Source organism: Lysinibacillus sp. NPDC092081, assembly GCF_044755845.1.
GTDB lineage: Bacteria > Bacillota > Bacilli > Bacillales_A > Planococcaceae > Lysinibacillus.
In genome coordinates this window covers 17,042-36,269 of record NZ_JBIVRU010000005.1, presented here as the reverse complement: position 1 = coordinate 36,269, position 19,228 = coordinate 17,042, and the positions used below count along the sequence as shown (strand labels likewise).

Annotated in this window: 17 protein-coding genes; 13 read left to right on the top strand and 4 right to left on the bottom strand. The window is 37.5% G+C overall.

The genetic code is table 11. The annotated features are described in order from the left end of the window. Positions 1 to 79 precede the first annotated feature (79 nt). From ACIQLB_RS10360 to ACIQLB_RS10330, 7 genes are all read left to right on the top strand, one after another. Positions 80 to 655, top strand: coding sequence for a YdcF family protein (locus ACIQLB_RS10360; RefSeq protein WP_400724778.1), 576 nt, complete (start codon positions 80 to 82; stop codon positions 653 to 655). A gap of 74 nt (positions 656 to 729) precedes the next feature. After that, positions 730 to 2,427 (top strand): M3 family oligoendopeptidase, encoded by a 1,698-nt coding sequence (locus ACIQLB_RS10355; protein ID WP_400724776.1) that lies wholly within the window; start codon positions 730 to 732, stop codon positions 2,425 to 2,427. A 235-nt stretch (positions 2,428 to 2,662) separates the two neighbouring features. Then, positions 2,663 to 3,742: an AI-2E family transporter gene (locus ACIQLB_RS10350; RefSeq protein WP_400724773.1), complete on the top strand. Its 1,080-nt coding sequence runs from the start codon at positions 2,663 to 2,665 to the stop codon at positions 3,740 to 3,742. Between the two features lie 12 nt (positions 3,743 to 3,754). Further along, positions 3,755 to 4,381: an NUDIX hydrolase gene (locus tag ACIQLB_RS10345; RefSeq protein ID WP_400724770.1), complete on the top strand. Its 627-nt coding sequence runs from the start codon at positions 3,755 to 3,757 to the stop codon at positions 4,379 to 4,381. 112 nt (positions 4,382 to 4,493) lie between these two features. Next, positions 4,494 to 4,958: a hypothetical protein gene (locus ACIQLB_RS10340; protein ID WP_400724768.1), complete on the top strand. Its 465-nt coding sequence runs from the start codon at positions 4,494 to 4,496 to the stop codon at positions 4,956 to 4,958. Positions 4,959 to 4,980: 22 nt separating this feature from the next. Then, on the top strand, positions 4,981 to 5,172 hold the full coding sequence (locus ACIQLB_RS10335) for a hypothetical protein (RefSeq protein ID WP_400724765.1): 192 nt from the start codon (positions 4,981 to 4,983) through the stop codon (positions 5,170 to 5,172). An 18-nt stretch (positions 5,173 to 5,190) separates the two neighbouring features. Then, positions 5,191 to 5,802 (top strand): alpha/beta hydrolase, encoded by a 612-nt coding sequence (locus ACIQLB_RS10330; RefSeq protein ID WP_400724762.1) that lies wholly within the window; start codon positions 5,191 to 5,193, stop codon positions 5,800 to 5,802. Between the two features lie 53 nt (positions 5,803 to 5,855). Here the strand turns inward: ACIQLB_RS10330 and ACIQLB_RS10325 are convergent, their stop codons facing one another. Then, a complete protein-coding gene (locus tag ACIQLB_RS10325; protein ID WP_400724760.1) occupies positions 5,856 to 7,967 on the bottom strand; it encodes an MMPL family transporter in 2,112 nt (703 codons plus the stop codon). A 320-nt stretch (positions 7,968 to 8,287) separates the two neighbouring features. Here ACIQLB_RS10325 and ACIQLB_RS10320 point away from each other — a divergent pair, with 320 nt between their 5' ends. Beyond that, a complete protein-coding gene (locus ACIQLB_RS10320) occupies positions 8,288 to 8,413 on the top strand; it encodes a hypothetical protein (protein WP_400724757.1) in 126 nt (41 codons plus the stop codon). Positions 8,414 to 8,436: 23 nt separating this feature from the next. Here ACIQLB_RS10320 and ACIQLB_RS10315 read toward each other — a convergent pair whose 3' ends face one another. Both ACIQLB_RS10315 and ACIQLB_RS10310 read right to left on the bottom strand, forming a co-directional pair. Next, complete coding sequence (locus tag ACIQLB_RS10315; RefSeq protein WP_400724754.1) at positions 8,437 to 9,453, bottom strand: inorganic phosphate transporter; 1,017 nt, start codon at positions 9,451 to 9,453, stop codon at positions 8,437 to 8,439. 20 nt (positions 9,454 to 9,473) lie between these two features. Next, positions 9,474 to 10,094 (bottom strand): DUF47 domain-containing protein, encoded by a 621-nt coding sequence (locus ACIQLB_RS10310; RefSeq protein ID WP_400724751.1) that lies wholly within the window; start codon positions 10,092 to 10,094, stop codon positions 9,474 to 9,476. 553 nt (positions 10,095 to 10,647) lie between these two features. Here ACIQLB_RS10310 and ACIQLB_RS10305 point away from each other — a divergent pair. Together ACIQLB_RS10305 and ACIQLB_RS10300 are read left to right on the top strand one after the other, a co-directional pair. Beyond that, positions 10,648 to 11,334 (top strand): ABC transporter ATP-binding protein, encoded by a 687-nt coding sequence (locus ACIQLB_RS10305; protein ID WP_400725323.1) that lies wholly within the window; start codon positions 10,648 to 10,650, stop codon positions 11,332 to 11,334. Position 11,335: 1 nt separating this feature from the next. Continuing rightward, positions 11,336 to 12,655, top strand: a complete 1,320-nt coding sequence (locus tag ACIQLB_RS10300) for an ABC transporter permease (protein WP_400724748.1) — start codon at positions 11,336 to 11,338, stop codon at positions 12,653 to 12,655. A gap of 158 nt (positions 12,656 to 12,813) precedes the next feature. Here ACIQLB_RS10300 and ACIQLB_RS10295 read toward each other — a convergent pair whose 3' ends face one another. After that, positions 12,814 to 13,974 (bottom strand): class I SAM-dependent methyltransferase, encoded by a 1,161-nt coding sequence (locus tag ACIQLB_RS10295; protein ID WP_400724745.1) that lies wholly within the window; start codon positions 13,972 to 13,974, stop codon positions 12,814 to 12,816. Positions 13,975 to 14,339: 365 nt separating this feature from the next. Here ACIQLB_RS10295 and putP point away from each other — a divergent pair, with 365 nt between their 5' ends. The 3 genes from putP (at position 14,340) to ACIQLB_RS10280 (ending at position 19,146) form a co-directional block, all read left to right on the top strand. Continuing rightward, on the top strand, positions 14,340 to 15,827 hold the full coding sequence (putP, locus tag ACIQLB_RS10290; RefSeq protein WP_400724742.1) for a sodium/proline symporter PutP: 1,488 nt from the start codon (positions 14,340 to 14,342) through the stop codon (positions 15,825 to 15,827). Positions 15,828 to 15,964: 137 nt separating this feature from the next. Next, the gene (gene hflX, locus ACIQLB_RS10285) at positions 15,965 to 17,251 is read left to right on the top strand and encodes a GTPase HflX (protein WP_400724739.1); all 1,287 of its coding nucleotides are present in this window, start codon (positions 15,965 to 15,967) and stop codon (positions 17,249 to 17,251) included. Positions 17,252 to 17,658: 407 nt separating this feature from the next. Continuing rightward, the gene (locus tag ACIQLB_RS10280) at positions 17,659 to 19,146 is read left to right on the top strand and encodes a peptide MFS transporter (protein ID WP_400724736.1); all 1,488 of its coding nucleotides are present in this window, start codon (positions 17,659 to 17,661) and stop codon (positions 19,144 to 19,146) included. The last annotated feature ends 82 nt before the right edge of the window (positions 19,147 to 19,228 follow it).

Sequence of the window (19,228 nt, the reverse complement as noted above, 5' to 3'; positions counted from 1 at the left end):
AGGATGTTTGTACAGTAATTCTAGTACAAGCATCCTTTTTTTTGTCTAAACGTTAATAAAAGGTAAGGGGGGATCAATCGTGAAAAAATGGGTAAAAAGATTAGGGGTTTTACTACTTGGTATTTGTATTGTTGTTTATTTTTGGCTCGGCGAGGAGATGAAACAAGGTGTCCAGCCAGCAGCAAATGGAGCAGCTACATACATGATCGTCCTGGGAGCGAAGGTAAATCCGGGTGGAGTTCCATCGCTTTCTTTGAAAAATAGATTAGAAGAGGCTGTAAAGTATTTAAATAAATATCCTCATGTAAAAGTAATTGTGTCAGGTGGGCAAGGGGCAGATGAAGATCGGACAGAGGCTTCTGTCATGCTTAAATACTTACAGGACAATGGCATTGATACTAATAGAATATTAGTGGAAAACCAATCTACTTCAACTTATGAGAACTTACTATTTTCTAAAGAACTCTTGCCTAAAGGAACTAAGGAAATCACGATTCTCTCAAATGATTTTCATTTAAAGCGTGCAAAATATTTAGCTGAGTCTTTAGGTTTTGAAGTAGATGTCGTTGCGGCAAAAACGCCAAAATCAGTGGAAGTAAAGTTAAATCTACGTGAAAGGGCGGCACTATTAAAAACATATATAATTGGCTATTAAATTGTTTCTTAATAAGATAGATTTGGCATATAATAGAAATATAACGGGGTATATGACAGAAAGAGGGGATTTCTATGAAAACGTTTAAAGACTATGAATACAGCCGTCCGAATATCGAGGCAATGAAAGAGCAACAATTATCCTTAATTGATCAATTTAAAAATGCTCAAACGATGGACGGGCAAAGTGACATAATTGAGAAATTAAACGGACTGAGTAATGACTACGCTACGATGGCAAACTTAGTGTACATTCGTGCTTCGATTGATACGAATGATGAATTTTATCATGCAGAACGCGATTATTTTGACGAGATTGGACCTGAGTTGGAAGAGGTATCAACAGAATATTATAAAGCGCTAATCGTTTCTCCATTCCGTGAGCAGTTAGAAGAAAAATGGGGTCAGCAATTATTTGATTTAGCAACCTATCAAATTAAAGGCTTTTCACCAGCAGTCATTGATTTAATGCAAAAGGAGAACAAGCTCGTTTCAGAATACAATAAACTTGTTGCCTCTGCACAAATTGACTTTAATGGTGAAACATTAACGCTTGCTCAGCTTGGACCATATGCAGAGTCTACTAATCGTGAAATGCGTAAGTCGGCAACAGATGCTCGCTTTGGCTTTTTTGCTGGCCATGAAGAGGAATTTGATCGGCTTTACGATGAGCTTGTCAAAGTACGTCATGAAATCGCTGTTAAATTAGGCTATAAAAATTATGTCGAGCTAGGATATGTTCGAATGAATCGTATTGATTATAATGCAGATATGGTAAAGAAATTCCGTGACCAAGTTCGCGATTTAATCGTACCAATTGCCACAAAATTATATGAACGTCAGGCAAAGCGTATTGGTATTTCTGATTTTAAGTTCTATGATGAAGCATTCAACTTTGTATCAGGAAATGCTACACCAAAAGGCGATCCGGAATGGATTGTTGCGAACGGTAAAAAAATGTATGAAGAGCTATCACCTGAGACGGGTGAATTCTTCAACTTTATGATTGATCATGAATTAATGGACTTAGTGGCGAAGAAAGGAAAAGAGAGTGGCGGTTATTGTACATTTATCGAAAACTATCACTCACCATTTATCTTCTCGAACTTTAATGGTACTTCAGGCGATATCGATGTGTTAACACATGAAGCTGGCCATGCTTTCCAGGTCTATTCAAGCCGTGACATCGGAATCCCAGAATATTTATGGCCAACATATGAATCTTGTGAAATTCATTCGATGAGTATGGAATTTTTCACGTGGCCATGGATGGAGTTATTCTTTAAGGAAGACACAGAAAAATATAAGTTCACACACTTAAGTAGTGGTTTATTATTCCTTCCTTACGGTGTTGCAGTTGATGAGTTCCAGCATGTGATTTATGAAAATCCGAATATGACACCAGCTGAACGTAAAGCTGCGTGGAAAAAAATTGAGGAGACATATTTACCACACCGTGACTATGATCATAATAGTTATCTAGAAGCAGGGGGTATATGGCAACGTCAGGCACATATTTATGCAAGTCCGTTCTATTACATTGATTACACGTTAGCGCAAATTTGTGCATTCCAATTCTGGAAACGTTCACGTGAAGAATTTGAAGCTGCCTGGAAGGACTATACTCATTTATGTGGTTTAGGCGGCTCTATGTCCTTTACGAAGCTTGTAAAAGAAGCAGGCTTAATTTCACCATTTGAGGATGGCTGTGTTGAGTCGGTCATTGGTGATATTGAAGATTACTTAAATTCAGTAGACGATACAAAATTATAGACTACTACGTTATGCAACATTAGTGAAAATTCGCGACACTCCTGTGGGAAACAATCCGTCCGAGCTTCTTCAGATGCTAAGCATTTGAGGGGCTTGTGGGATTGCCTGTTGGAGGGTTGTGAATTTTTTTAGTTTCAAAAACTCTTTTGTTTTGACAATAAATAATAGAATACTTGCGAAATGGTTAATATATAAGTAGTATTTTCAGTAACTGTGATAAAAGGAAGTGAAGAATGTGACGAGGAAAGTTTGGTTTCAAGTAGGCGTAGGTGTTTTACTTGTTCTACTAGTCATTAAATATTTTATAGAGATTCATTGGATTTTTTCCCCGCTTGTTATTATTTTAAAGGCTATTTTTGTACCTTTGTTGCTAGGCGGTGTTTTGTATTATGTTACGGAGCCGATTCAGAGGTTTTTAGAGAAGCGTAAATTTCCGAGATGGGCAAGTATATTAACGATAATCATTGGACTTATAGCGCTTGTTGGCGGTTTTGGTTGGATTGTTGGTAATCCGATTGCAGTGCAGGTTAATAATTTAGTAAAAAATGTACCACAGATTAGTGCTAGTATTCAAGATGCAGCCGATTATGTGTTGCGAAACAAAGATAACTTCCCACCACAGTTAAAAGATTTTATCGACAATATGGCGAATTCTGTGCAGCATATTGCCGTTGTGGCAAGTAAGGGGCTAGTTTCGTTTTTACAATCAGTTGTATCAGTTTCTTTATTAGCCATTTTAATTCCATTCTTCTTTATTTTTATGTTGAAGGATCATGAAAAATTTGCGCCGTCAGTTTATAAATATTTCAGTGGTGAACGTCGAGAATGGGTGAAAAAGACGTTAAGTGAAATTGACGATGTTTTACGTAGCTATATTCAAGGACAGCTGCAAATTAGTTTTTTACTAGCACTCATTATGTATGTCGGATATTTAATTATAGGTCTAGAATATTCGTTGCTACTTGTTATATTCGCGTTCTTTATGAATATGATTCCGTTTATTGGACCGTGGATCGCCTTTACACCAGCACTGATTGTGGCTGTTGTTCAGGATCCAGTGTTAGTCGTAGGGGTGTCTGTTGTCACACTCGTGGCACAGCAAATTGATAGTAACTTTATAACGCCTAATGTAATGGGGAAAACACTCGATATCCATCCGTTAACAGTTATTACAGTTATTTTAGCAGCAGGTAATATTGCAGGATTTATCGGTATTATCATTGCTGTACCATTTTATGCAGTATTAAAAGTGGTTGCATCCAATATTTATGATGAACGGAACGTGATTAAGAAAAAGGCTACGAAGTCGGTATAGGAGTCGGAAAAAATGGAACAAGAAATTGTAAAAGTTTTTAATGAACAGCATGAACAGATTGGGACAGCAACGAGAGCAGAGGTACATGAAAAAGGGCTATGGCATGAAACATTCCACTGTTGGCTTGTCAATGAGGACTATATCTATTTCCAAATCCGTAGTGCGCAAAAAAAGGACTATCCTGGCTTGCTTGATATTACAGCGGCGGGGCATTTATTAGCCGTAGAGACAGTAGAATCAGGAATACGTGAAGTGAAGGAAGAGTTAGGACTCGATGTCAACGTACACGATGTTGTTAAAATGGGTATGACATCTTGTAGTATCGTTTCGGAAAACATGATAGACAATGAATTTTGTCATGTTTATATATATCCATTCAAACATGATTGGGAATCATTTGAACTGCAGTATGAGGAAGTGTCAGGGGTCGTTCGAGCAAAACTCGATGAGGCAGAGGCATTCTTTTTAGGAGAAACAGCTACTCTGAATATTGAAGGCTATGAATATTTCCCTGATGGTCAACGAGCGAAAGTTGTGCGTCCAGTAAGTACAGCACAATTTGTCCCTTACCGTGAACTATACGTTGCTCATGTTATTCAGTTTGTAAAAGATAAAATGTTTAATAAGACATATGAGTAACTGAAAAAATGTAGGGCAAGCTTTCCATAAGGCTTGTCCTATTTCACTTCAAAATAACAGGAAAAATAAGTTATACTAAAAGATAGATTGAATAGAAAAGGAGCATTTTTATATGCTAACATTTGAACAAAAACAAACCATCATCGAATCATTCCCTGGACTAACAAAAAAGGAGATTTCATTAAAACGCTTAAATTACCATTTTATGGATAGTCTTTATGAAAAGACAATTGTTGTGGAAAAGCTACACCCAAATGGCAACGGCTTTGTCTTTATTGGTGATTTATTGCGCTATGAGGAAGAAGCAAACGATAAAGGCCTAGTAAATATTCGCGACTATGATGAACAACAGCTTCGTGAGATTATTGAAGATGCCATTCAATATTTATCGGAAGAAGAAGAGGAGCAAGAGCCAATCGAAGAGATGTGGAAAAATCGTGAAGGTATTCAATTAAAGCTAGCTTGTGAGCAACGTTCTTGGAATGTTTATCATGGTGAAAATTTAGAGGAAGCCTTTGGTACACAAGAGGCTGCGAAAGAATATTTACTAGAAGAAGGTTTTCGTAAAAAGAAATAAGTAATTCGGGGGATAAGAACGAATGAATGGGAAAAAAATAGTGGGAGTAGTTATTGTGGTTGTTATAGCTGTCTGTTTATTTTCGGTATTTACGATTACAAATTTTTACAAAGACCATAAGGAACAGCCAAATCGTGAAAATCGAGAAATTAATAAGTCAAAGAGCTTGAATTTAATTTTGCCACAGGCTACAATTATCTCGAATTCAAGATAATCGAGAGGTGAACTTTAAATGCAGCACGTTTTTCATAAAGGAACAGGTGAAACAAAACCAACTTTTTTACTGTTACACGGTACAGGTGGAAATGAACAAAGCTTAATTGGCCTTGCAAAGGAAATTGATGATACAGCAAGTATTTTAAGTGTTCGTGGAAATGTACTTGAGAATGGTATGCCACGCTTTTTCCGTCGATTAGCGGAAGGTGTTTTTGATATAGAGGATTTAATTTTCCGTACGAGGGAAATAAATGACTTTTTATTAGAGGCAGCACAGCAGTATGGCTTTGACCGAAATCGAGTTGTTGCTATCGGCTACTCTAATGGCGCGAATATTGCTGCTAGCCTATTATTCCATTATGAGGATGCTCTAGCAGGTGCAATACTGCATCATCCAATGGTGCCTAGACGTGATATTGAATTGCCTAGACTTTCTTCGATCCCTGTCTTTATCGGTGCTGGAACGAATGATCCTATGTGTACCGCTCAGGAATCTGAAGACTTAGAGGCGCTTTTAACGTCAGCAGGGGCAGATGTGACAACTGTGTGGTTTAATTATGGTCATCAGCTTACAATGCCTGAGGTAGAAGCAGCGAAAGAATGGTACGACCGTATTTATTCAAAATAAGGAAAAATCCGCAACCTTTGTGAGAGAGAGTTCACGGAAGGTTGCGGATTCTTTTATTTTTTTTTCTTTACGAAAGGTAGCCACCAATTCCAATCCCCAAAGAGCTTCATAAGACTTGGAACGAGCATGAGACGAATAATTGTTGCATCGAGGGCGACTGCAATAGCTATACCAACCCCAATTTGCTTCACAGGCATCACATCTGTAAAAGCGAATGCTCCTGTTATAACAATCATAATAAGCGCTGCTGACGTAATGATACGGCTTGTAGAGGTAAGACCATCAATCGTGGCACGTGTATTATCCGCCCCTTTTTGATATTCCTCTTGAATACGTGATATTAAAAAGACTTCATAGTCCATACTTAATCCGAATACAAGGCAAAAAACAATTACTGGGATTATAAGGACGATTGAACCAGCTTCAATACCTAAATGTCCATATTGGAAAATGTAGACGAGAATACCGAAAGCCGATGAAAGTCCAATGATATTCATAATAATCGCTTTCAATGGGATCAAAATAGAGCGGAAAGCGAGCATTAAAATAAAGAACGTTGAAACAATAATAATGGCTACAGCCAAGATAATTTTACTAGAGATTTCATCGAAAATTTCTTGATTGAATTTTGCATGACCCCCGAGAGAAAAATCGACACCTAAATCCTTATCTTTCCATGTTCGAGCGAATTGTTGAGCAGTAGTTGATGAACCGGCTGCATCCAATGTAATGGGGATAAAGAGTTGTTTATCTTTAGAAAACGTATTTAGAATTGGTGTTAATTGTTCTGCTACTTGTGGGATTTTCAAAGAAGCTGTTAGTTCCTCAGGTGACTTAATGTTAGCCGTCGTATAAATGGTTGATACATGATTTACTAGTGGGTCATCAAGTAACTTTTCTTGAATAGTGTAAATAAGCTCTCTTGCCTCACTATCTTGCCAACCTTCCTTACGTTCTGCTAGTAAATATAATGTTGAGGTCTCGCCAAGTCCGAACGTTTCGTCTAACTGATCATAAGCTGCACGTGCCTCATATTTTGTTGGTAATGAATCCACCTGAGGAATTGTAAGCTTAATATCCTTCAATGGAATCATACCAATACCTAGTAATAATAATGCCACAATAACGATGGTAACTGGATGTTTCATGACAAAGCCAGCAAAGTCACGCCAACGATTTGCTCCGCCAGACTTTGCGCGTAATAAACGCCATTTATTTAGGCGATCTCCTAATAGCATCATCGTAGCAGGTAGCAAGGTTAAGCCAGAAAGTATGGCAAGGAATACAACAATTGCGCCTCCTAAAGCAATATTTTGAAAAATTTCAACGTCGATGACAATCATGGCACCTAAGCCGATCATGACACAAACAGCAGAAAAAATAATAGAACGACCAGCTGTCTCTATCGCCGTTTGAATAGCCTGTACAATGGATGTATGGGCACGTTCTTCGCGATACCGGTTAATAAACAACAAGGCAAAATCAATGCTTAATGCAAGTCCAAGCATTGGTACTATATTTAACACAAAAATCGATAAATTGACGTTACCGCTAAACAAAGTCAAAATTCCAAACGCAGTTACAACAGTAACAACGCCGATAATGATAGGTAAGATTGACGCTACGACAGTACCAAAAGCAAGTAATAGCACTATGATAGCGATTGGTAAGCCTATTGCCTCCGCTGATGCTAAATCCTTTTGACTTGCTATATTGATGTCTGTTGAAATAACAGGCCCACCTGTAATGCTCACACCGTCATTCTCTATTAATGAGCGAATGTCTTTCACAACATCAGGTAGATGATCAACATTATTTTTCATGTGAACCATGGCATAAGCTATACCATTCTTTTGTAAAGAGGGATCATCAAGTGGTGACTGGATGGAATGAATCTCCTTCACTTTTTTTAACTTTATTAAAGTATCCTGGATTTTCTTATCGTTAGCTGGATTGAAGACGACTAAAATTGTATCAGAAGGCAAATCAAATGTTTTTGCTAGTTCATTTGTTACGTAGGTATGATCTCCTTTAACAAAAAAACCGTCTCCATGAAGCTTACTTGGAAGTTGTATGGCAAACATAGCCATGGTAATAAAAATCACGAACCACAAGGCTACGACAGCTTTAGCGTGGGTTGTTATAAAAGCTGAAAAAGTTTTCATAGTAGGTACTATCCTCCTTTTTAAAATAGTGTAAAGGATGTGTCGCATTTTGTCGTGTGACAATGTAAAGACTCCTGTTCAACAAGGAACCGGAGTCTTAGTATGCGATCAAATTCAATTATGCCTTGGCATAATTGCGTCCGGAATCGGCTTTGTGCTTAGGCCTGCGTGAGGGCCGACACGATGTCGGTCATTTGGGTAATGCCACAGGACGTGGCGTTTTTACCGATGCAGGTCGGTTAGCCGTTATCGCATGGATGCGATAACGGCTAACATCCTCTAAGCACTCCTTTCCGATTCTGTGACATCCGCCGGAGGCTTTGGGCCAACATGATGTTGGTCACTCAGTCGTTGCCACAGGACGTGGCGTTCTTAGACTGAGTTCCTCTATTTCAGCGGCTGTTTGGACACCACTGAAAAGTAGCTTAAAATCGGCATTCATCTGACCATCTATAGAGGTGGAAAGAAGTTAAAAGAATAACGATAACAAGAAGTAAATAATAGCTGCCATAACTGCAGAAATTGGCATTGTAATAATCCAAGTAGTTACAATTTTACGCGCCATCCCCCAGTTCACACCACGTACACGTTGTGCAGAACCGACACCCATGATAGAGGAAGAAATAACATGGGTTGTGGATACTGGTAGATGAATTAATGTAGCACCGAAGATGATAGATGCAGAAGCTAAATCTGCTGCAACTCCGTTTACAGGACGGATTTTCATGATTTTACCGCCGACTGTTTTAATAATTTTATAGCCACCGATAGAGGTACCAAGCCCCATTGCAGTTGCTGCTGCAGCTCGTATCCAGAAAGGAATTTCATCTCCTGTATGCAAACCACCAGCGATTAACGCCATGGTCATAATCCCCATTGCCTTTTGCGCATCGTTTGTACCGTGTGTAAAAGATTGAATTGCGGCAGTGAAAATTTGCATCGTACGGAAACCTTTATTCGTACGATATAAATTTAAGTTTTTAAACCATAATTTAAACAGTGTCATCATAATAAAGCCAGCGCAAATCGCAAGGATTGGTGATAACACTAGGGCCATGATGATTTTAGTAAAACCGCCATAGTTTAGAACTCCGAAGCCAGCAGATGCAACTGCTGCACCAGCAATGGACCCAATCAGAGTGTGTGAAGAACTCGATGGAATACCGAAATACCATGTTAGTAAGTTCCAAATAATAGCCGAAATTAATGCTGCTAAAATAACGACTGAGCCTGTTGTGTCTCCTTGAAAGGCATTTAAAGAGAATGGATCTACAATATCTTTTGTCAAAGCCTTTGCAACACCGACGAAGGTAATAGCTCCGATAAAGTTCATCGTCGCTGCCATCATGATAGCTACACGTGGTGGCAATGCTCTAGTGGAAACTGAAGTTGCGATAGCATTTGCTGTATCATGGAAGCCATTGATAAAGTCAAATGTTAGGGCAAAGATAACGACCAGTACGGTTAGTATAATGATTGTGTTCATTGTAAGTGCCCATCTCCTAATTACGCGTTACGCATGATAATTGTTTCCATTGTATTTGCAACGTTTTGACAATGATCAGCAATATCTTCAAGTTGTTCATATATATCTTTAAATTTAATAATTCGAATTGGATCTTTTTCATTTAGAAATAATTGCTTAATAGACGAACGTTGCACTTCATCACATTCACGCTCGTAGTCTTTAATAAGTATTGCGTGTGGGCGCATGCCAATAAGATTCTTTTTCTTTAACTCTTCTGTTGCTTTAACAATTTCATCAGCACTTTTTGAAATATAGCCTAAGAAAATACGCATTGACTCGTCAACTTCTGTTAGAGAGAACATTTCAAAATGAGCGATACAATGCTCCGTACCATCTAATACATCATCCATACGAATGGCAAATTCTAGAATGTCTTCGCGTTCGATAGGTGTCATAAATGATTTGTTTAGCATCACGATTAGTTCATGAATGAGCTTATCACCAGCTGTTTCGTAATTTTTCATAGTAATGCTAATCTCTTTTAGGTCAGCTACACTGTTAATACGAAAATCATTTGCGTAATGTACGGCCTCTCTCATATTCTCAGCAATTTTATGCAAAGCTATAAAGAAAGGGTCTTGTTTTTTTGAGTTAAGCATGTAAATCGAATCCTCCTGGATAAAATAAATTGGCCTCTAAACTTTACTATCATAACAAAATCTTTAATTTATCTACATAAAATTCTTCAATTCTACAGAAAAATTTACAATCTTGTAATATACAATTTGTTCACAATATAATGAAAATATATCTGTATTTGTTTTAATTAATACAGAAAAAAGCTTTGATGATAGAGCTTTATAAAGAACATAGCCTTCTGTTTAATACAAAAAGATACTATTGGGACATAAAATTTTAAATAAATTTTCGGCTGAATTGTAAAGAGAATGTAAAGAGGGTGTATTGCTCGATAGGTTTTCCTCTTCTTAAGAATATCTTCATTTTTATCCTTCAATTTTATTAAGAATTTTTTACTACAATGGAGAAGGAAAGACTCATAGCATAAAATTTGGGACGACATTTAAATTTGATTGGAGTGAAGGCGTGGTGACTCTTTGGGGCTCAACGAACACCCTCCGGAAAGCACCCTGTCGGAACGGAAATCAACCCCAGGTTATGAGTCAGAAGATGAAAGGGGCGTTTTATTTGAAAATGATTCAAGTCGAGAACTTACAACATACATTTTTAATTGGAAAGAAAGGCAAGGAAAAACAGATTCCGGTATTAAAAGGTGTCAATTTTGAGGTGAGAAAAGGAGAGATTGTGGCGATTGTTGGGAAAAGCGGCTCCGGTAAATCAACCTTATTACAAATATTGGCTGGATTTATGAAATCTGAACAAGGATCTATTAAGGTTAACGAAAAGGAAACAGCTCATCTCACTGAAACAGAAAGTGCAGCTTTCCGCTTGCAACAGTTTGGATTTATCTTTCAAAACTTTCAACTGATGCCAGGCTTAACAGCGTTTGAAAACATTGAACTACCTTTGAAGTTGCAGGGTATCAAGAAAGCTGAGCGTGCAGGAAAGGTGAATAAATTAATGGACAAGGTTGGTTTAACGGAGGTGGCAGACCATTACCCAAATGAATTATCGGGCGGTCAGCAACAGCGTGTCAGTATTGCAAGAGCCCTAATTACAAATCCTCCTATTTTGTTGGCGGATGAGCCGACAGGAAGTCTTGATTCGGAAACAGAGCAAGATATATTGCTGCTCATTCAAAGCCTAAACCGTGAACTTGGTTTAACATTTGTCATCATTACTCACGATGACGAAGTAGCAACAATAGCACATCAATGTTTCCGCATGTACGATGGGGAACTTGTAAAGGAGGAAGTATAACATGTTATTGAAAGATCAATTAGATTTTGTTACACAACATATAAAGAAAAATAAAGTACGTGTGTTTATGACAGTACTAGCGGCAACAATGGGCTGTGCGTTTTTGATTGTACTAGCATCAGTTGGGTTTGGGCTGCAGGATTCCTTACGTAATGAAATATTATCGAATGAAAAAGTTACGAAAATTCAAGTGCTTGGTAATGGTCAATTTACAGAGGAGCAAATTCACGAAATAAAAGGTATAGAGCATGTGGAAACAGTACTCGAAACAATTAATGTCAATGCATCTGCACATTCATTTTTTGAGGACCGTGATACGGAATCTGATTTATACGTTACTAATATGCACGATTTTGAGCAAGTAAATGGCAAGCTTGAGAAAGGTAAGTATCCAACAAAACCAAACGAAATTGTTGTAGGTTATCATTTTGCTCAAACATTAGTAAATGATGCTGAGCGCAAAATTATAGAAGAAAAGAGTAAAAAAGCTGAATCAGAAGGCACATATTATGATGGTAGTGAAGAAGGTTATAAGGACTCATTAATTGGTAAAGAGATCGAATTATCATTATTGCCCCATACTGAGGGGGCAGAAGAGACAGAGAAAATGAAATATACGATTGTCGGTATAATGAAGAAGCCTTCCTATGATTGGATGATCAATAGGTCAGTTTATATGGATGTAGAGCAAAAGCCAATGCTAACTACAAATTTAGTAGCTACAGGTTATGATAAAGAGGATGAAATGTTTTATTCGGAGTTCAATATTTTTGCTGATAGCATGGAAAATGTAAAACCGATACTAGACAAACTAAAAGACAAAGGCTATAGCGTTTATTCAGTTACTGAGCAATTGGATAAAATGAATGTATTTTTCCTAGTTTTAAAAATCGGTTTAATATTTGTAGGAACAATTGCTGTCTTGATCGCCTCGATTGGCATTTTCAATACAATGACAATGGCAGTTACAGAGCGTACTCGTGAAATCGGTGTTTTAAAGGCGATTGGAGCAAGTCCAAAGCTTATTCAACGATTGTTCTTAATGGAAAGTACGTTCATTGGTATTATTGGTACTTTGATAGCTGTAGCTATTTCATATGGTATTAGCTTTGTAGCAAATGCTACATTGCCTTTAATTTTAAAAGCAGCAACAGGTGAAGATGCATTTAGTAGAAATGAAATTACATTTTCACTTATTCCTTGGCAGCTTGTGCTTATTGCATCAGCGATTAGTATTGGGGTAGCGATGGTTTCAGGCTATCGTCCAGCGCGTAAGGCAACAAAAATTGACGTTATTCAAGCATTACGACAAGAACTATAATAGAAAGGGCGGTCCAAAAGTTTATTGGACCGCCCTTTAAATTTGATTAAGCAAATTCAGAAATACCCGCGGAAGGAAGACGAATACCCGCGCTACGCCATAAAATATCCCCGGAAGGAGAGCGAATACCTGCGCTACGACCATAAATACAGCGAATTTTATAAGTAAGCTTGTAACTCATTCGCTAAAAACGGCTGGGCATTTAGCAACTTTAAAAACGCATCATAGTTAGCGCGCTGTTCAGAGCTCGGCTTTTTACCTGTATGATAGGCTCGTATTAAAATGTTTTTTGGTGTATTTTCCATATCAATAAACTCTAGCAATTGTGCCTCATAGCCAACAAGTGATAAAATTTCTGCTCGGATTGCATCCGTTGCGAGCGCTGCAAAACGTTCACGGACGAGACCGTGCTGAAGCATGATATCAAGTGCTGGTGTGTTAAGCTGGCGATTTAACTCATGCTGGCAACAAGGGACACTTAAAATAACGCTTGCTCCCCATTTTACAGCGCGGGCTAATGCCATATCAGTGGCAACATCACAAGCGTGTAGCGTCACCACCATGTCTACTGCAGACTCCTCATTATAATCATTAATATCTCCTACTAGAAATTCGAGTTGCTCATAGCCTAAATCCTGTGCAATTCGTGAGCATTCTTCAATGACTTCCTTTTTTAAATCCAAACCAGTGACACGAATGTCTAAGCCTTTTTCGATTTTTAAATAATGGTATAGGGCGAATGTTAAATAGGATTTGCCTGAACCAAAATCTAAAATACGAACCTGACGATCTTTTGGTAAATAGGTTAATGCATCATCAATAAATTCGATGAAGCGGTTGATTTGTTTAAATTTATCGTATTTTTGTTTTTTTATTTTTCCTTCTTCTGTTTGTACGCCAAGACGAATTAAAAATGGGTATGGCTTATCCTCTGCCAATAAATGGTTTTTCTTGCGATTATGTGTTAAATTGACTTGCTTTGGTGCTGAGGATTTATCAGATTTCCATAGTACTTTGTTCTTTTTTGATAGCTGTACTTGTATTTTTTCATCAATGAAATCAATATGTGCTTGACGGTATTCGTTAAAAAATGCTTCTAGCTTCTCACTAAAATTTTCTAATAGAACATTTTCATGTTTTAAAATACGTTCAAATTGATATTCAACTTGGATGTGGTAAGCATCCTTTAGTAATAAAGGTTTTAGCTTTATACGTTTTACTTCGTTTGATTTCATACGTGGTTGACTGATCGTAGCAGTAACGAGTTGCTGTTGTAAAATCCGCTCCATAAGATGAGCTTTCATTTCTTCAAATGTCATACATTTCGCCTTCTTTATCGTGTTATAGATGGCACTAGTTTAACACACATTATGAAATGCGATGCTGTATAAATTTCAGAATTCACTTTTTGAATATTTATAGGTTATTTTGTATATTTGTGGTATTTTAATTATACTGACATTTTAACTTCTTACAGCGGGTGTCCAAGCATCCGCTGTAATAGAGGAACTCAGTCTAAGAACGCCACGTCCTGGCAATAATTAAGTGACCAACATCACGTTGGCCCAAAGCTTCCGGCGAATGTCACGGAATCGGCTTTATGCTTGCACAAGCCAATTCTGGACGTAATTATGCCGAGGCATAATTGATAAAAAAAGACCAAAGGGGAAATAGGGGGAAAAATATGTCTGAAAACATGTATCAATTACTTGCGATTATCATTTATATGATCGCCATGCTAGGAATCGGTTGGTATGCATTTGTTAAAACATCGAATTTAACGGATTACATGCTTGGTGGTCGTTCGCTAGGCCCTGCAGTCACAGCGCTGAGCGCAGGTGCAGCAGATATGTCTGGCTGGCTGTTAATGGGTCTACCCGGTGCAATCTATTTAGCTGGACTTTCCAAGGCTTGGATCGCTATTGGTTTAACAATTGGCGCATATTTGAATTGGCTACTTGTAGCACCAAGGCTACGTGTATATACACAAGTTGCTAATGACTCAATTACTATTCCGAGTTATTTAGATAATCGTTTACGTGACAACACAAAACTAATAAGAATTGCGTCAGGTATAATTATTTTAATCTTCTTTACATTTTATGTTTCTTCAGGAATGGTTGCGGGGGGCAAGTTTTTTGATAGCTCATTTGGCTATGAATACCATACTGGCTTATTAATTGTATCTGCTGTAGTTGTGGCATACACATTATTTGGAGGATTTTTAGCAGTTAGTTATACAGACTTTTTACAGGGACTTATTATGTTTTTAGCACTTATTACAGTACCGTTATTTGGATTGTTTCTAACAGGTGGAATTGGAGACACAATAGCATCCATTAAAGCTGTAAATCCTGAACACCTGAGCTTATTATCTTCTAATGCAACAGCTGCAGTAATTATTTCATCACTTGCATGGGGACTAGGTTATTTTGGACAGCCACATATTATCGTGCGCTTTATGGCTATTAGCTCAGTAAAAGAAACAAAGCAAGCTCGTCGTATCGGTATTGGCTGGATGATGTTAAGTTTATTCGGAGCGATTGCAACAGCTTTAGTAGGTGTGGCTTATTATGAGCAAAATGCAGGAGAGTTAAAGGACGCTGAGACTGTATTTATTGTACTTGGCCAAATCTTATTCCATCCATTTATTGCAGGTATAATGCTTGCTGCCATTTTAGCCGCAGTAATGAGTACAATTTCATCTCAATTAATTGTTACTTCGTCTGCGCTTGTAGAAGACATTTATAAAGCTTTATTTAATAAAACAGCAGATGATAAGCATTATGTTTTTATTGGCCGTGTTGCTGTTTTAGTAGTAGCGATTGTCGCAGGGATTTTAGCATGGAATCCAGATAGGTCTGTTTTAGACTTAGTGGGCTTTGCTTGGGCTGGCTTCGGTGCAGCGTTCGGTCCTGTAATATTGCTGTCACTGTATTGGAGGAAATTAACGAATTACGGAGCGCTTAGTGGGATGGTAGCTGGTGCTGCAACTGCTTTTGTTTGGGGGAAAATAAAATTCTTAGCTGATACCTTATATGAGATTGTACCAGGCTTCATAGTATGCTTAATCGTTGCGGTTATTGTCAGTATTTTGACATATAGGCCGAATAAAGATATTGAAGACGAATTCAATCGTACTGAAGTATTGTTAAAAGAAGAACGTAAGTAAATGAATGAAGTGCGCCTTTTGCAAAGAAGGCGCATTTTTTTCGATATACATGTTAAACGACACGGATTAGGACATTATATGGTAAGATGAAGAAAATTTGTCGTAGTAGCAACAAGGCATTGGTGGGAGGTTTGTGGATGGATAGAATTAAAGAAGTAGATATATTGTTGGAAAAAGCTATTTTAGTTGGCGTAAATTTACGGAATGATGAGCATTTTGATTATTCAATAGAGGAGCTAAAAAATTTAGCTGAAGCTTTAAATGTTGAAGTTGCCGGCATTGTCACACAAAATTTAGAGCGAGTTACGCCATCTCATTATGTTGGAACAGGGAAAATTGAAGAAATAAAAAACTTTTATGACGAAGTACAAGCAAATTTAGTGATTTTTAATGATGAATTATCACCTTCGCAAATCCGTAATTTAGAGCGCGATTTAGAGACGAAGGTTATTGATAGAACGATGTTGATTTTAGATATTTTTGGACGTCGTGCTAAAACAAGTGAAGCACAGATGCAAGTTGAGTTAGCACAATTGCAATATATGCTACCTCGTTTGGTTGGCTTGCATGCTTCTCTCAGTCGTCAAGGTGGCGGCACTGGTGGTGGATTTAAAAACCGTGGTGCCGGTGAGACAAAGCTCGAGCTAGACCGTCGGAAAATTGAGGATCAGATTGCGAAAATAAAGAAGGACCTAGAGCATGTAAAGGAGCAACGAGAGACGCAGCGTAAACAACGACGTAAAAATGCCGTCCCTGTCGTTTCTATTGTCGGCTATACGAATGCTGGTAAGTCAACTATTATGAATCAGCTACTTTCGAAAATAGGACAAGAAGATCATAAACAAGTGTTTGAGAAGGACATGCTTTTTGCCACACTTGAAACATCCGTCCGTCAAATAGAATTACCTGATAAAAAGACATTTCTATTAACAGATACAGTTGGTTTCGTTAGCAAATTACCGCATCATCTAGTGAAGGCATTCCGCTCAACATTGGAAGAGGCTCGTGATGCCGACTTATTACTCCATGTTGTGGATGTTTCCAATTCTGAGCACGGCTTTATGATGGAAGTAACAAATGAAACGCTTAAGGCAGTGGGCGTTGAAGGGATTCCAACAATTTATGTGTATAATAAAGCGGATATAGCAAACGTTCCTTATCCTGTTATTAGCGGTGATAATATTTGGATTTCTGCGAAGCAAGGGATTGGATTAGAGGAATTATTGCAAATGATACGTCAGCATATTTTCTCTGATTATGTAACATGTAAAATGCTCATACCGTATGAACAGGGGAATATCGTCTCTTATTTAAATGAACATGCCTCTGTCGATGAAACAGCATATGAAGAAAATGGTACACTGCTAACGCTAGAGTTAAAAGAAGCGGATTATGCAAAATTCCAACAATATGTAATTAAATAATCAATAAACGTCATTGTTTTAAAAGCATGCTAGAAGCACTTCGTGTTTCTGCGTGCTTTTTTGTGATCGAAAAAGCGAATTTGTATCGCTGTGAATGAAATTATAGATAATACTAGCTTATTTGTAAAAAAAGTAAATAATTTGATTATAAAATATTTTAGAATAATTTAGCGTTGGTTAATAATTTAGTAGATATTCAATAGTAAGAAAACTCAGGAATATCAACAGGTTTGGTAAAATTCCATGGAAATCATTCTGAATTTAAAGAAAAGGTGTAAGATTCCAACATTTTTTAAAACTCTTGAAAAAGTTTTGAAAACGCTTTAGTATGATGAAATAAAGTTTTTATCCTTACAATTGGGTAATAATAATATTATTGAATAATGAAATCGGGAGAGGATATTTTTATGTCTACTAAAGATGAAATTGTAAAATCCGTCCCTCAACAAGGCTTTGTCGGACACCCTAAAGGGCTCTTTACATTATTTTTCACTGAATTTTGGGAACGATTCTCATACTACGGTATGCGAGCAATTCTGATTTTCTTTATGTATTATGAATTGCATGAAGGCGGCTTAGGCCTAGATCGTGGAACAGCGAACTCCATTATGGCCATCTACGGATCAATGGTTTACATGTCAGGGATTCTCGGTGGTTGGATTGCTGACCGAATACTAGGTACACGTAGAACCATTTTCTATGGTGGCGTATTCATTATGTTTGGGCATTTCCTGCTAGCGTTACCTGGTGGCGTAAGCATGTTATTTGTTTCGATGTTCTTTATTGTTATTGGGACAGGCTTATTAAAACCGAACATTTCAAGCATTGTCGGAGATATGTATGCTGAAACAGATAGTCGCCGTGATGCAGGTTTTTCAATTTTCTATATGGGTATTAATATGGGATCATTCCTTGCACCTTTAATTGTCGGAACAATTGGACAAAAGTATAATTTCCATCTAGGCTTTGGTCTAGCAGGGATCGGAATGTTTATTGGTTTAATTATTTATAAATTAACAGAGAAAAAATATTTAGGGAAAGCAGGGTTGCAGGTAAACAACCCGTTACTACCTGAAGAACGTAAAAAAGTCTTTACTCGATTTGGGATTATAGCTTTACTTATTATTATTGCTGGGGCAATTGGTATTAAAACTGGCGTACTAACAATGAATGTTTTTAGTTTAATTATTACGACGCTAGGTATTGTAATTCCAACAGTGTTCTTTATTTATATGTATCGCAGTGAGAAAACAACGAAGGACGAGAAGTCTCGAGTGCTCGCTTATATTCCTTTGTTTATATCAGCTGTAATGTTTTGGGCAATCCAAGAACAAGGGGCAACTATTTTAGCAACGTTTGCAGATGGTCGTACACGATTGGATATTGGTGGTTTCCATATTCAATCTTCTTGGTTCCAATCGTTAAACCCTTTATTCGTTGTTACAATGGCTCCATTATTTGCCATGTTATGGTTGAAGTGGGGAGATAAGCAACCATCTACACCGCGTAAATTTGCTTATGCATTATTCTTTGCAGGATTGTCATTCATAGTAATGATGCTTCCAGCGTATTTATCTGGTGGTAAAGATTTAGTAAGTCCATGGTGGTTAGTAATATCATTCTTTTTAGTTGTAGTTGGGGAGTTATTATTATCGCCAGTAGGTTTATCAGCTACTACAAAATTGGCTCCAAAGGCTTTTGCTGCACAAACGATGTCACTTTGGTTTTTAACAAGTGCAGCAGCGCAAGCAATCAACGCACAACTTGTAAAAGTCTATGAAGTGGTAAGTGAATTCACATACTTCGGTTTCTTAGGCTCATTATCAATTGTTTTAGGGATAATAATATTAGTACTTTCGCCAATTATTTCAAAAGCAATGCGAGGTATTAATTAATCAAAGGATGCAAGTAAAGTTATTCAAATAACTTTACTTGCATTTTTTTTTGCATTAAGGTCATTTGATATTAGTAATTGAA